A 12,442-nucleotide genomic window follows, 5' to 3' on the forward strand; every position below is an offset into this window, starting at 1 on the left:
TTCCGGCCGTTAGGGATGCCGCCGACCATGTCGCAGGCAGCATCGAATAGCTCATTGTGCGGCTGCCCAGCACTTGATGCCGGCCTTCTTCAAGGCCTTGCAGGCGTTGACCGCATCGCGCTGATCGTCAAAGCCGCCGAAACGGGCGCGGTAGATCTGGTCATTGCCAGCGCCGTAGGCGACGGCGAAGGGCTTTGCCGAGGCCAGCGCCTTGCCGCCCTTGCTCTTGGCGCTCTCCAGGAGGTCCATGGCCATCTGGCGGCTCGGCGAGACGCCGACCTGCACGACCCAGCCCGCAGGCGCGGCGCTTGCCGGGGTGCTGCTGGTCGAAGCGGTCGTGACGTGGTCGACGGCGGCGTCGTCCTGTGCAGCCGGTGCGGCCACCGGGGGCTGCTGCTTGAAGCTCCTGGTTTTGACCCTGGTCGGCGACGGCATCGTCTGGGCGACCAGCGGGTTGTCGGACTTCGGCGCCGATGTTTCGGTATAGGCAACCTCGGTCTCAGCCACCTCGCGCGCATCCGGCAGCGGCCCCTTATGCGGCAGGCTGAGATCGGCGGCAGCGGCAGAAACTGGCGGCTGCGCCGCAGTGATCGTCTTTGCGACCTGCTGGGGGGCAACCTGCTGTGAAGCGACCTGCTGCCGGGCCTTCTGCGGCTGAACCGGAGCGGGGGTTTCGATCATTTCAGGGGCGGGGGCTGTCTGGGCCACCAGCGCCGAATTTCCGCCGCGGCTCGACGCCTTCGGCAGGTAGGTGGCGATCAGGTTGCGCATCTGAGCGTCGCGAGCCGACCCGGAAGTGCCGCCGAGCACGACGCTGACGATCGACTTGCCGTCGACCTGCACCGAACTCACCAGATTAAAGCCGGCGGCGCGGGTGTAACCGGTCTTGATGCCGTCGACGCCGCGCACGGAGCCGACCAGCCGGTTGTGGCTGCGGATCGTGCGGGTGCCGAACTTGAAGGCGCGGGTGGAAAAATAGCCGTAATATTGCGGGAAATGCTGGCGAAGGGCGATGCCGAGGCGGGCCTGGTCGCGGGCCGTCGTCATCTGCGCCGTATTCGGCAGGCCGTTGGCGTTGCGATAGGTGGTGCGCGTCATGCCGAGCGCATGCGCCTTGGCGGTCATCATCTGGGCGAAGCGGTCTTCGCTGCCGCCGAGCATCTCGCCAAGCGCGGTTGCCGCATCATTGGCCGACAGAGTGACGAGACCGAGGATGCCCTGCTCGACGGTGATGGTGCCGCCGGCGCGCACGCCAAGCTTGGTCGGCGCTTGGGCGGCCGCGTGAGCGGAGAAGGGAACCGGCGTATCGAGGCGAATGCGACCCTGCTCCAGGGCCTCGAAGGTCATATAAAGGGTCATCATCTTGGTCAGCGAGGCAGGATACTGCAACCGATCGGCATTCTCGCTGTAGAGAACGTTGCCGGTCTTGGCGTCGACGACAATGCCCGCATATTTCGGATTGGCCGCCTCCGCGTCGGCATTGACCGAATCAACCAGGACGACCGTGAGAGCCATCGAAAGGATCGCCAGGAGCTTCGCGAAGAAGCTGCCGGACCGGGACGATGATACGGAGGAGACTGACCTTGACACTATTCCACTCTTCGCTTTGCATTTCAGATATTGGGCAGGAACCGCACACCCCCCCGCCGCACAGCTCGTCTTTTGAAATTACCGATTCAGCGTTACCAATCCGTTTATGATGAATCGTTTCATGCCTTCTCCGCCGGCATTTTAGGGACCTGTCACAGATCGGTTCACAAGACGCGGCTCCACAAAGAGGCGGATCGCGGCATCAATATGTTCCCAGTCGGCGAGATGGCTGCTGGAGAATCGGTAGAGGACGCTGAGATCCTTGCCGACCTTGATGTCGCGCTGACAATCTCCGCCTGCGGCCTTGTCCGGAGTTGAAGGCAATATGCAGCGCACGACGTAGTCCGGCCCGCCTTTGACCGGGGCCGTGAGCAGCACTTCTCCGCCATAACCGGCGTCGGCGCGAAGTCGATGGAGTGTCAATCCGTCCGGGAAAGGCTCGGCTGCTCCTTCGATCAGATGCGAATAGATCGGCTCCAGCCGGCCGGACATGTCGCGCGACATGGTGCTTTGGGCGATCTGCAGGAAGATGAGGCCGGAGGATTGGCCGATATCGTCGAACCGCAAATGATTGTCCTTGCCGTAACCCTGCATGGAGGGCCAGGCGAGGTAGAGATCGACGCGCTCGGCAGTGCCGTCATGCCGCTGGCTCGGGAAGCGGATGGTATTTTCGGGAAATTTCACTGTGTCGCGGCCGATGGTCAGCGTGATTTCAGCCGTGCTGTCGGTGTTGCCGGCAAGGGAGATATGCCGGCCGAACCAACGGCCGGCGATGCTGATGGCGACGGTCAGGACCGCCAGGACTGATATCACCGCCATCGTGCGCAGAAGAAACCTCCTCGAAAGAAGCGGCTGCTCGTCGGGTGCGCTTTGGGCGGCTTGGCTCATGGCGGTTCTTCGCGTTTCGGTCCGCCGCAGGAAGAACATGAGCCGCCGGTGCCGATGATGAATCTCATCGCCATGATCGAGCCGGCAGGGTTAATACTTCGCTAAGATTTCGGGTCGCCGTTGTGCCGTGGACCCCTGTCTCAACAAGGAGCGAGCCGTTCCCGGGACAGCGGGAACGGCTCTTGGGCACCGGTCGGGGACGGGATGCGGGGACTGACCGGGCCGAAACCTGTGTCGGCTTTGCCGGCTGGCTGGTTTACCTGACGCTGCCGACGGCGACAGCGCGGCCGTCCTGAAGCTTCGACCAGCGGGCCGGATCGCTGGCGGACTGGCGCTTCAGATAGGTGTATTCGGTGTCCGACCACAGCAGCACCTTGTTGCGCATGTTGTCGAGAATAAAGTCGCCGTGATCAGTGCGGACAGTCAGCACAGCGTGGCCTTCGCCGTTCGGCTGCAGCACGACGGTGATCAGCGTGTCGGATGGCGAGAAGCCGTCCTCGATCAGCATCTTGCGCTTCAGCAGGGCATAGTCCTCGCAATCGCCGACACTAGTCGGATAGGCCCAGCGCTCTTCGACACCGTAGATCTGTTCGTCCGTCTCCGGCTGAATCGACGAATTGACGGTGTAGTTGACCTTGAGAATTTCCTTCCAGCGATCCTCCGTGAGGATGGCCGGCCCGGCGTCGCCGCCTGCATAGCTGCATTCCGTCGGATTGGCCTTGCAGAATTCGTAGTGTCCGATCGGCGGGCTGGCATTGCCTGCCAGTGCCATGCTGGCGGGCGTTGCCTGTCCCGGGCTCGCCATTGCCACCATGATCGCACCGGCCAGCAGGCCGCCTTTCAGGATGTTCGCAGTTGTCATTGCCGTCTCCCCTAAGTTGAGGCGACAATGACACGGACGTTTTTATCTCACGCAAAAATACGCAGTAGAATTAAAGGCTTAGTTGAATCAAATGCCGCTAAAACTTGGCTCGAATGCGAATAAAATTCAGTGCGTATTTGTGGCGAAATCGATTAAATTTGTAATGGACGCGACAAGGACTTCGTCCACGGACAGCCTGCGCCGCCGTCGCGGCGTTAAGAGTTTTCGCTGGGCCGGATAAGTGCCGGCGGCGCTGCGACGGGATGTTTGCGACGGCGATACCGGTGGAATCGGTCGGTTGGAATGGGCCGAAAGCACAATATCGCTCGGATTCCGGCGTCTGGCATTAAAATTATTTTTGAGAAAGATTGCGAAATCGATCGGTGGCGGCGACGATTGCTGCGCTCATATCGGGGCCTGCGGTGGAATGGGAAGCGTGCGGAAGGATTACGAGTTCGCTTTGTGGCCAGGCGCGGGCCAGTTCCCAGGCGGTGACGAGCGGCGCCTCGATGTCGAACCGCCCCTGCAGCAGGATGCCGGGAATGTCGGCAAGCCGCGCGGCGTTCTTCAGGAGCACGCCATCCTCCAGCCAGGCTCCGTTGACGAAGTAGTGGGTGATGATGCGGGCGCGTGTCAGCACATAAGCCGGATCGGCCCAGCGGCGCGGCAGTCCTTCTCCAGCGAGCAGGATTGAGGCAGCTTCCCAATCATGCCAGTCTCGCGCCGCCTTGAGACGCGTCTCAGAGTCCGGATCGTTGAGGAGGTGGTGATAGGCGCTGGCCATGTCGTCGTCCAGCCCTGGCGTGCCGGACGGGATTCCCCGACGGAAGCGGTGCCATTCTTCCGGAAAAAGCGGCGCCATGCCGCGGCAAAGCCAGTCGATTTCCGATCGCCGCGTGGTGGTGACGCCCGATATGACAATCGCCCTGACGCACTGTGGATGCGATTCGGCATAGGCGAGCGCCAGCGTCGAGCCCCAGGAGTTACCGAACAGCAGCCAGCTCTCGATGCCTAGGAAGAGCCGCAGCCTTTCGATATCGGCCACGAGATGCCAGGTCGTATTGCAGGAGAGATCGGTTTCGGGATCGGCTGCACTCGGCAGGCTTCGGCCGCAATTGCGCTGGTCGAAAAGGATGATCCGGTAGGCGTCCGGATCGAACTGCCGGCGCGCCGCGGTCGAACAGCCTGAACCCGGCCCGCCGTGCAGGACAAGCGCCGGCCGCCCCATCGGGTTGCCGCAGGCTTCCCAATAGATCAGGTTGCCATCGCCCGTACCGAGTAGGCCGTGATCGTATGGTTCGATTTCCGGATAGAGGGCTGGCATCGGTGCACCTGCGGTCGAGATAGGCTTATCCATCATATCCATGGCGAAGGGAGGACGGATGACAGGACGGGAATTGCCGGCCAAAACAATCCTGCCCGATTTCACGCGACCTGCTCCGGGCGAACGATGTCGCAGGTTGTTCCACTCATAACTTTATGTGCTTACTGGTTGGAAGGACTTGCGACAGGATTCGCGCCAATCTTCCAAAGCCGGATTTGCTGCCCGCTTGTAGATCGCTTGCGGGGAGGCTTGTGCGTTTCAACACGACCTGACCCGGTGCACGACAGACCTGGTGCGGCTCCGATTTGACAAACGCTTTCGGAACTGTCCGTCATCAATGGACCCGCCACAAAGGCTCGCGGCAGGGCATCGGTTTTTTTCAGGCTGTCAGAGGAATTCGCGCAGCGTCTCGCGGGACTGGATCGACAGAAATTCGATCGCCACGCCTTCGACGAAGTGACGCACGACGCGGCCGCGCATGTTGCCGAGGCGCACCGCCGTTCCGATCGAGGGACGCATTTCGACGTCGATGGCGGCGCCGGACAGCGACAGGTCCATGATCCGGCAGGTATAGCGCGTGCCATCCTCGAGCGTGAGTTCGGTCTTCGTATCACGCGGCGTCAGACGGTCGTGGCGACGATCTTCCGGCAGGCCGAGCTCGTGCTTGTTGGCAAGCCAGGTGAGCTGGGCGGCGAGCTTCTCGCGCTTGCGCTCGGTGGCGTTGATCGACATGGTGAATCCGCGGCCGTCGAGTGTCTGGACGTAACCTTCGACGCGCCCGAGATGGTCGATATAGGCGACAACGCGTTCGTTGGCGCGCGGCCGGCCGGAGCAGGTGACGTACATGTCGCCGGGCGACATGTCGATCACCATGCATTCGAATTCCTCGTAATTCGCAAGCATGAGCCGGCCCTGCATATTGATCGGCACACGCTGGAAAACGCCTTGTTCAGGGCGCGGCGCAGGTCGTTGCGTCTGAGCTGGCTGGAACGAGTGCATCAAAGGGCTTCTTCATGAAAACTGGAGAGATTAATCCTTACCTCCAATCCATTAACAGAAGGTTGTTTCGCCCTATTGTGACATAGCCGAAAACGAGTGCGCGCCGTGTCCCGAAACGAGACGCTTTAACGCGCCTCGGCGCTCAGCAGCTGTGACACCATGCGGCGCATGGCCTGGCCGAATCCGATGCCTTTTGCCGCGACGACCTCGTTGATCGAGCGCAGTTCGGCCGGCGTGGCCTTGCTGAATTTTTCGGGCAGCAGACGGCTGCGGTCGAGCGCCAGGAATTCCAGCGGCACGATCTCCAGCCAGCTCGCAGCCGCCGTCGGAGCGATCGCGCCGAGCAGCCGGTCGCAGGCACCGTTAGACGAGCGCAGCGGCATCATGATGATCTCGAAAGAGGCCTGATGACCGACGGTGCTGTAGCCGGTGGTGTTGAACAGGGCCGGCATGGCATGGTCCATGACGCCCATCGCCGTGCGTTCGATGTCCGCATGCTGGCCATGCGCCCAGAGGGATGAAAAATGTTCACCCCGCAGGTCGCGCCCGAAGAAATCGCAGATGCGGGTGCCGGCGAGTCGGAAAACGATGTCTCCGTCGTCGCGCGCCTCAAGGATAAAGAGACTTTGCAGAAGATGGGGAACGGCAGAGGGTTCAACCTGTGATTTCAGCGGCGCATCGGCGGCGCCGCGGATATGGTTCCAGTAGTCAAAAATTTCGATGGTCGTTTGAACACGCATTTCACACCAACCTGTCCCATTCCGGAGCATTTTCGGGCAGTCATTGCCCGTACAGCTTCTACCTTGCGGATTTCATGCCAGATCCGGGCCGTTAAGGTTAAGAAAGGGTTTCGGTTGAAGCGCGGCGTCCATCGTGACAATGTCCAGCCATCGCTCCGACTTTCGGAGTTCAGCACAATCTGCCGATCCGGGGTCTTTCCAGGAATTCGGGTTACGCCGCCCGGCACTACGGGCGGCTTTTTTTTTGGTCATGCCTCCTGTATGGCTGAGGCCTCAACGAGGCGATAAAGATGAACGAGCAGACGGGCGCGCCAGACAAGGCGCCCGAACCTTCCGAGGCCGAGCCGCCGGCGCGGCCCCCGCGCGTACCGGTCTTCAACCTTCCGCCGGCGCTGCTCTTCAGCCTATGCCTGCTTATCCTCATCTATGCAGTGCAGGCGCTCGTTCTATCGGACGATGCGGTGGGCTGGCTGCTGTTTACCTTCGGTTTCGTCCCCGCTCGCTACGTGATTCCGCTATCGCAGCAGGGGCTGGAGCTGTTCTGGACGCCCGTTACCTATTCGCTGCTGCACGGCAGCACCCAGCATATCCTCTTCAACGCCTTCTGGCTGATGGCCTTCGGCGCACCGGTCGTGCGCCGCATCGGGACGTTACGCTTCCTGTTCTTCTGGATCTTGTCCGCCGCCGCTTCCGCCGCCCTGCACGCGATCCTGAATTGGGGAGACGTATCGCTGCTGATCGGCGCGTCGGGCGTCATTTCCGGGCTGATGGGGGCCGCCTGCCGATTCGCCTTTCCGGCCGATCGGCGACCGATGCCGGTTGCGCATCTCAACGCCCGGCTTTCTGTCGTCGACGCCCTGAAGAGCCGGACCGTCGTCATTTTCATTCTTCTCTGGCTGGTCGGTAACGCCCTGATCGCCGTCGGCATTCCGCTCGTAGGCGACAGCGACCAAGCGATCGCCTGGGATGCGCATATTGGCGGCTTCGTCTTCGGATTCCTTTTGTTTTCGTTGTTCGACCGGGCGCCACGGCCGCCTGCAGAACCGAAGGGAGCGGAGAAGGATATGTTGCAATCCTGAGCCGGGCGGTGCACCATCGAACGATCCGCGATTGGGGGGAGAAGCCGTCGTGGATGCCTGTGACACATGTCACAGGTTCGACAAAGGAGGTTCGAATGACCAGTTCAGTCAAAGCAATCCTCGACCTGAAGGGCAGGGACGTCGTCACCGCCGGGCCGAACACCACCGTCGCCGAGGCAGCCGCGATTCTGAGCAAGAAGAAGATCGGCGCCATCGTTGTCGTCGGCATGGAGAACCGGATTTCCGGCATGTTCACCGAGCGCGATCTCGTGCATGCCATCGCCAAACACGGCAAGGGGGGTCTCGATCAGCCGCTCTCGCAGGTGATGACTTCAAAAGTCTACCGTTGCCACGAGGAGACGACCGTCAACGAGCTGATGGAACTGATGACCAGCCGCCGCTTCCGCCACGTACCGGTGGAAAGCAACGGCAAGCTTGCCGGCATCATCTCGATCGGCGACGTGGTAAAATCGCGGATCGCCGAAGTCGAGCGCGAAGCCGAGGACATCAAGGCCTATATTGCCGGCTGAGGGTGCGGCTGTTCGTTCAAACGTGCTGTCGCTCCTGTCGGGGCGACGCGTCACGGAGCGCTGGCGTAGACTTCCTGCATGCGCTTGATCTCGGGAAGCCTGGCCCTGGCTTCCTCGTAGCCCCGCTCGATGGCCTCACCGGCGCGGTGGAATTCCGAGAGGCCGATATAGCTTAGGCGCGGCTGCAGCGAAATGTCGGGCGGATCGCCGGCAAGGCGAGCGCGGGCAATTCTGTCCTGGATAATGTTGAAGGCCTGCACCATGACTCCGGTCATGCCGAGGCGGGCATAGGGTGCCTCTTCCTGTTTCTGCACTTCCTGCTGCGAGAGGCTGGCATTGTGCCGGACGACGGCCGAGCGGCCGTAGAGATCGTAATTGAGATTGACGGCGACGACCAGCGGCTGCTCATAGGCGCGGCAGACGGAGACGGGAACCGGGTTCACCAGCGCGCCGTCGACCAGCGTGCGGTGATTGCTGCGGACCGGCTCGAAAATGCCGGGTAGCGCATAGGAGGCGCGCAGCGCCGTGATCAGCGAACCATTGGCGATCCAGACCTCATGGCCGGTATTGACCTCGGCCGCGACTGCGACGAACGGCCGGTCCAGATCCTCGACGTTCAGGCCCTCGAGATGCTCCTGCATGCGTTTGGTCAGCCGCATGCCGCCGAACAACCCGCTGCCGCCGATCGTCAGATCGAGCAGACTGGCGATGCGGCGCATGGTCAGCGAGCGAGCGAAGCTTTCGAGTTCATCGAGTTTGCCGGCGAGATAGCAGCCGCCGACCAGCGCGCCGATCGATGTGCCGGCGATCATGCCGATCTCGATCTTTGCTTCGTCCAAAGCACGCAAGACGCCGATATGGGCCCAGCCGCGGGCCGCGCCGCCGCCAAGAGCGAGCGCGATCTTGATCCTGGTGACAGGCGCGGGCGCAGGGATTGTCTCGAGTATCGTCGCCATGCCAGAACCGGAACCTTCGCCTTCAGCGCTTTGACGGTGCAGACTCCAGTTCAGCATTGCGCTCTCCCCTCCAGTAGAACACGTAAGTCTTGATAGTGTGCCCGATCGGTTGCCAAATGGTATATAGAACTGGTTTCTGGCACAATAAGGGGCAAATGCCAGTATAGTTCAGTCTATTTTCCGTAGACGTCCTGCGGATCGAAATGACGCTCGTCATCGACGATGTCGAGCATCGGCTTTCCGTCGCGCAGCGTCACCGTCCGATAGAAGCAGGAACGGCGGCCGGTGTGACAGGTCGCGTCATGGCCGGCGACCTCGACCTTCAGCCATATGGCATCCTGATCGCAATCGGTGCGAATTTCTTTCACTGTCTGAAGATTGCCCGAGGTCTCGCCCTTTTTCCAGATCTTGCCACGCGACCGGCTGAAATAATGGGCCGTGCCCGTCTGGATGGTCAACGCCAGGGCCTGGGCATTCATATGCGCCACCATCAGCAGTTCGCCATCGCCGGCGTCGGTGACGATCGCAGTGATCAGGCCACGGTCATCGAAACGCGGCGTGAAATCGCCGGCGTCTTCCAACGCCGACTTGTCCTCGGATGGTTGATTGAAGATCAGTTGACTCATTGCGGCCCTCCCGAGGGAGCCGGTATCAGCGGCTCCGCACCATGCTCATGAAACGGGCCTGATCGGCCGGCTCGGTCTTGAACGTTCCGGTAAACGTCGTGGTCAAGGTGGTCGAACCCTGCTTCTGAACGCCACGCATCGCCATGCACATATGTTCGGCCTCGATGAGTACGGCAACACCGCGCGGGTTAAGCGTATCGTCAATGGCCCGGGCGATCTGCGCGGTCATCGTTTCCTGGGTCTGCAGGCGCCGGCCATAGATCTCGACGACACGGGCAATCTTCGACAGGCCGAGCACGCGGCCATCAGGCATGTAGGCGACATGCGCCTTGCCGATGATCGGAACCATATGGTGTTCGCAATGCGAGTAGAACGGAATGTCCTTGACGAGGACCATGTCGTCGTAACCGGCGACCTCCTCGAAGGTTCGGCCGAGCACGTCTTCCGGCGCCATGTCGTAACCGGCGAAAAGCTCGCGGTATGCTTTGGCGACACGAGCCGGCGTCTCGATGAGGCCTTCGCGCGTCGGATCGTCACCGGCCCAGCGCAACAGAACGCGAACGGCTTCTTCCGCTTCCTGCTGGGAGGGGCGGTCCGATTCACGGTTCGGCTGCGGAAAGTTCTTTACGATGGCGTCCATGATCAATGGTCTCCTGGCCCGCATCGCGGACCCATCTGTCGGAATCGCCACTGGTCAGTCCCATGCGGGAATTCATGCACCTTTGGCAGGCTCCGGGGCTTTCAGGGCTGATTTCAAGCGCCCATCCGGCACGGTTTCCCAATCAAACTTACACAAGGCCATTGCATTTTCATGGCCTTGGAACGACATACATATAGGAAGACGGCCATTATATGTAAGTATCCTCGGATGACACGATGTGTTTTTTGTTTCAACGACAATGACAGCCCTATTTAGGCCGATCCGCAGCGATTTTGGAGCGGAAATCCAGCATGGACGACATCTACAACAGCAAAATCCTCGAATTCGCCGGCAATATTCCGTTGACCGGGATGCTTGATGATGCCGATGCGACCGCCCAGGCGCATTCCAGGCTTTGCGGCTCCAAGGTGCGGATCTGGCTGAAGATGGATGGCGATGTCGTGACCGGTTTTTCCCATGACGTGAAGGCCTGCGCGCTCGGCCAGGCCTCGTCCTCGATCATGGCCCGCCATGTCGTCGGCGCGACATCGGGCGAATTGCGGCAGGCGCGACTGGACATGCTCGCTATGCTGAGGGCGGACGGGGCAGGGCCCGGCGGACGGTTCGAAGACATGCGTTATCTCCTGCCCGTGCGGGACTACAAGGCTCGTCACGCTTCCACGATGCTGACCTTCGACGCCGTCGTCGATGCGATCGGGCAGATCGAGGCGAAACGAGCGGAAGTTGTCGAGGCGTAACCGAAATGTGCGAGTCTTGCGTCCGGCATGCTGACGATGAGGACGATGGCGGCGCGGCCGCAAGACGGCCGCACGCGAGAAATGCGCACTACTCCCGCAATTACAGCGGGCCGTTTCGCAAGACCCCGGACCGCCTGCTCGGCATGGGGTTTATCCGCCTCTATCAGCTGACTCTTTCCGGCTTTGTCGGCAATGCCTGCCGCCATGTCCCGACCTGCTCGGAATATGGTTACGAGTCGATCGCCCGCCACGGATTATGGGCCGGCGGCTGGATGACGCTGTTTCGAGTGGGCCGTTGCGGCCCGGGCGGCACCAGCGGCCTCGATCCCGTTCCGGAAGTGCTCGGAGACGGCTTCCGCTGGTGGACACCGTGGCGGTATCTCTCGCTCGGACGCAAGAGAGGTTGAGCAAGATGACGATGCCCGGCGAGTACAGGCGTGCATCCTCAGATTTCGACGCCTACCTTGACGACGTCCGCACCGATACGCTGATCGACAGCCGAAATGCGATCTATACGATGACCCAGGGTGTCTTCCAAACGTTTCGCCGACGGCTTGATATCGAGGAGGCGATCCGCTTTGCCAATCTGCTGCCGCCGGTGCTGCGGGCGATTTTCGTCGCCGACTGGGATCCCGATGAGGTCAAACGTCCCTTCGAGGATCGCAGGACGATGACTCGCGAAGTTCAGTCACTGCGGAGTGACCACAATTTCTCGCCCGACACCGCCATTCGCGACGTGGCGGCGGCCGTGCGAAAACGAGTCGACGAAACGGCATTCGACAGGGTGCTACAGACCTTGCCAGAAGGAGCAGCGGAGTTCTGGCGGCCATGAGCACGTTCATCGCCCTGCTGCACAGCATCGTCCTGGCGCCAGGTCGCCGGGTGATCATGGAAGACTTGCGCGCGCTTGCCAGAGAGCTCGGCTATCGCGAGCCGCGCACTCTGGTTTCAACAGGCAATCTCGTTTTCGAGGCCGACGACATGCGTCCGCATGAAATCGAGGTTGCGCTGGAAGAGGCCTTTGAAGAAAAGTTCGGCAAACATGTCGATATCATCGTGCGCAGCGACTGCACCTGGATGGCGCTCTGCGGCACCAACCCCTTCAGGGACGGCAGCGGCGACCAGGTGATCGTCCGGGTGATGCGCCTGCCGATCGATCCTGAGAAGGTGGAGGCGCTGAAGCCGCTGATGGCGGAAGGACAACGCATCGCCGTCGTCGGCGGCGACCTCTGGATCGATTTCGCCGGCAAACCGAGCCAGTCAAAACTGCTTTCGGCGCTGACGACCAAGCGGCTTGGCGTCGGAACGATGCGCAACTGGAACACCGTTTGCGGTCTTGCGCAAATGATCATGTGAACCGGCTGCTTTACTCCCGAGCGAAACCTGAGTATCAGGCGGCAACGCCTCCCGCTTGGGTGTCGCGTCATTTCAACCACCCGCATTCGTTGGC

Annotated in this window: 15 protein-coding genes; 6 read left to right on the top strand and 9 right to left on the bottom strand. The window is 61.4% G+C overall.

The annotated features are described in order from the left end of the window. Positions 1-51: 51 nt before the first annotated feature. From CO660_RS14690 to CO660_RS14715, 6 genes are all read right to left on the bottom strand, one after another. Positions 52-1,590 carry a D-alanyl-D-alanine carboxypeptidase gene (locus CO660_RS14690; protein WP_097599317.1) on the bottom strand — a complete coding sequence of 513 codons (1,539 nt, stop codon included), beginning with the start codon at positions 1,588-1,590 and terminating at the stop codon, positions 52-54. A 141-nt stretch (positions 1,591-1,731) separates the two neighbouring features. Further along, positions 1,732-2,517, bottom strand: a complete 786-nt coding sequence (locus CO660_RS14695) for a hypothetical protein (RefSeq protein WP_097599318.1) — start codon at positions 2,515-2,517, stop codon at positions 1,732-1,734. Between the two features lie 217 nt (positions 2,518-2,734). Next, complete coding sequence (locus CO660_RS14700; RefSeq protein ID WP_097599319.1) at positions 2,735-3,340, bottom strand: transglutaminase-like cysteine peptidase; 606 nt, start codon at positions 3,338-3,340, stop codon at positions 2,735-2,737. A gap of 352 nt (positions 3,341-3,692) precedes the next feature. Next, complete coding sequence (pip, locus tag CO660_RS14705) at positions 3,693-4,664, bottom strand: prolyl aminopeptidase (protein WP_097599378.1); 972 nt, start codon at positions 4,662-4,664, stop codon at positions 3,693-3,695. Between the two features lie 387 nt (positions 4,665-5,051). Further along, positions 5,052-5,663 carry a PilZ domain-containing protein gene (locus CO660_RS14710; RefSeq protein WP_085778243.1) on the bottom strand — a complete coding sequence of 204 codons (612 nt, stop codon included), beginning with the start codon at positions 5,661-5,663 and terminating at the stop codon, positions 5,052-5,054. Between the two features lie 125 nt (positions 5,664-5,788). After that, positions 5,789-6,433 (bottom strand): PAS domain-containing protein, encoded by a 645-nt coding sequence (locus CO660_RS14715; protein ID WP_176536290.1) that lies wholly within the window; start codon positions 6,431-6,433, stop codon positions 5,789-5,791. Positions 6,434-6,693: 260 nt separating this feature from the next. Between CO660_RS14715 and CO660_RS14720 the strand changes: the two genes are divergently transcribed. After that, positions 6,694-7,482 (top strand): rhomboid family intramembrane serine protease, encoded by a 789-nt coding sequence (locus tag CO660_RS14720; RefSeq protein WP_097599321.1) that lies wholly within the window; start codon positions 6,694-6,696, stop codon positions 7,480-7,482. A gap of 95 nt (positions 7,483-7,577) precedes the next feature. Then, on the top strand, positions 7,578-8,012 hold the full coding sequence (locus CO660_RS14725) for a CBS domain-containing protein (protein WP_097599322.1): 435 nt from the start codon (positions 7,578-7,580) through the stop codon (positions 8,010-8,012). A 50-nt stretch (positions 8,013-8,062) separates the two neighbouring features. On the opposite strand, the gene CO660_RS14730 is transcribed toward CO660_RS14725, so the two are convergent. The 3 genes from CO660_RS14730 to folE form a co-directional block, all read right to left on the bottom strand. Then, on the bottom strand, positions 8,063-9,025 hold the full coding sequence (locus CO660_RS14730; protein WP_085778239.1) for a patatin-like phospholipase family protein: 963 nt from the start codon (positions 9,023-9,025) through the stop codon (positions 8,063-8,065). A 116-nt stretch (positions 9,026-9,141) separates the two neighbouring features. Next, positions 9,142-9,594 (bottom strand): phosphoribosyl-AMP cyclohydrolase, encoded by a 453-nt coding sequence (gene hisI, locus CO660_RS14735; RefSeq protein ID WP_085778238.1) that lies wholly within the window; start codon positions 9,592-9,594, stop codon positions 9,142-9,144. Positions 9,595-9,619: 25 nt separating this feature from the next. After that, positions 9,620-10,234, bottom strand: a complete 615-nt coding sequence (folE, locus tag CO660_RS14740) for a GTP cyclohydrolase I FolE (RefSeq protein WP_097599323.1) — start codon at positions 10,232-10,234, stop codon at positions 9,620-9,622. A gap of 311 nt (positions 10,235-10,545) precedes the next feature. On the opposite strand from folE, the gene CO660_RS14745 reads away from it, so the two are divergent. The 4 genes from CO660_RS14745 to CO660_RS14760 are packed head-to-tail and all read left to right on the top strand — an operon-like array spanning position 10,546 to position 12,348. Further along, positions 10,546-10,992 (top strand): iron-sulfur cluster assembly scaffold protein, encoded by a 447-nt coding sequence (locus CO660_RS14745; RefSeq protein WP_097599324.1) that lies wholly within the window; start codon positions 10,546-10,548, stop codon positions 10,990-10,992. 5 nt (positions 10,993-10,997) lie between these two features. After that, positions 10,998-11,399 carry a membrane protein insertion efficiency factor YidD gene (yidD, locus tag CO660_RS14750; protein WP_097599325.1) on the top strand — a complete coding sequence of 134 codons (402 nt, stop codon included), beginning with the start codon at positions 10,998-11,000 and terminating at the stop codon, positions 11,397-11,399. Further along, positions 11,396-11,824 (top strand): DUF2267 domain-containing protein, encoded by a 429-nt coding sequence (locus tag CO660_RS14755; RefSeq protein WP_176536291.1) that lies wholly within the window; start codon positions 11,396-11,398, stop codon positions 11,822-11,824. Before yidD ends, CO660_RS14755 begins: the two co-directional genes overlap by 4 nt. Then, entirely contained in the window at positions 11,821-12,348 is a 528-nt protein-coding gene (locus CO660_RS14760) for a DUF1697 domain-containing protein (RefSeq protein WP_085778234.1), read from the top strand. Before CO660_RS14755 ends, CO660_RS14760 begins: the two co-directional genes overlap by 4 nt. Positions 12,349-12,442: the final 94 nt, after the last annotated feature.

Source organism: Rhizobium sp. L9, from assembly GCF_002531885.1.
Lineage (GTDB): Bacteria > Pseudomonadota > Alphaproteobacteria > Rhizobiales > Rhizobiaceae > Rhizobium.

Bases quoted from the DNA above. Each gene is read 5' to 3' on its own strand.
- CO660_RS14695 (WP_097599318.1), bottom strand. From the start codon at position 2,517: ATGTTCTTCCTGCGGCGGACCGAAACGCGAAGAACCGCCATGAGCCAA.
- CO660_RS14700 (WP_097599319.1), bottom strand. From the start codon at position 3,340: ATGACAACTGCGAACATCCTGAAAGGCGGCCTGCTGGCCGGTGCGATC.
- pip (WP_097599378.1), bottom strand. From the start codon at position 4,664: ATGCCAGCCCTCTATCCGGAAATCGAACCATACGATCACGGCCTACTC.
- CO660_RS14710 (WP_085778243.1), bottom strand. From the start codon at position 5,663: ATGCACTCGTTCCAGCCAGCTCAGACGCAACGACCTGCGCCGCGCCCT.
- CO660_RS14715 (WP_176536290.1), bottom strand. From the start codon at position 6,433: ATGCTCCGGAATGGGACAGGTTGGTGTGAAATGCGTGTTCAAACGACC.
- CO660_RS14720 (WP_097599321.1), top strand. From the start codon at position 6,694: ATGAACGAGCAGACGGGCGCGCCAGACAAGGCGCCCGAACCTTCCGAG.
- CO660_RS14725 (WP_097599322.1), top strand. From the start codon at position 7,578: ATGACCAGTTCAGTCAAAGCAATCCTCGACCTGAAGGGCAGGGACGTC.
- CO660_RS14730 (WP_085778239.1), bottom strand. From the start codon at position 9,025: ATGCTGAACTGGAGTCTGCACCGTCAAAGCGCTGAAGGCGAAGGTTCC.
- hisI (WP_085778238.1), bottom strand. From the start codon at position 9,594: ATGAGTCAACTGATCTTCAATCAACCATCCGAGGACAAGTCGGCGTTG.
- folE (WP_097599323.1), bottom strand. From the start codon at position 10,234: ATGGACGCCATCGTAAAGAACTTTCCGCAGCCGAACCGTGAATCGGAC.
- CO660_RS14745 (WP_097599324.1), top strand. From the start codon at position 10,546: ATGGACGACATCTACAACAGCAAAATCCTCGAATTCGCCGGCAATATT.
- yidD (WP_097599325.1), top strand. From the start codon at position 10,998: ATGTGCGAGTCTTGCGTCCGGCATGCTGACGATGAGGACGATGGCGGC.
- CO660_RS14760 (WP_085778234.1), top strand. From the start codon at position 11,821: ATGAGCACGTTCATCGCCCTGCTGCACAGCATCGTCCTGGCGCCAGGT.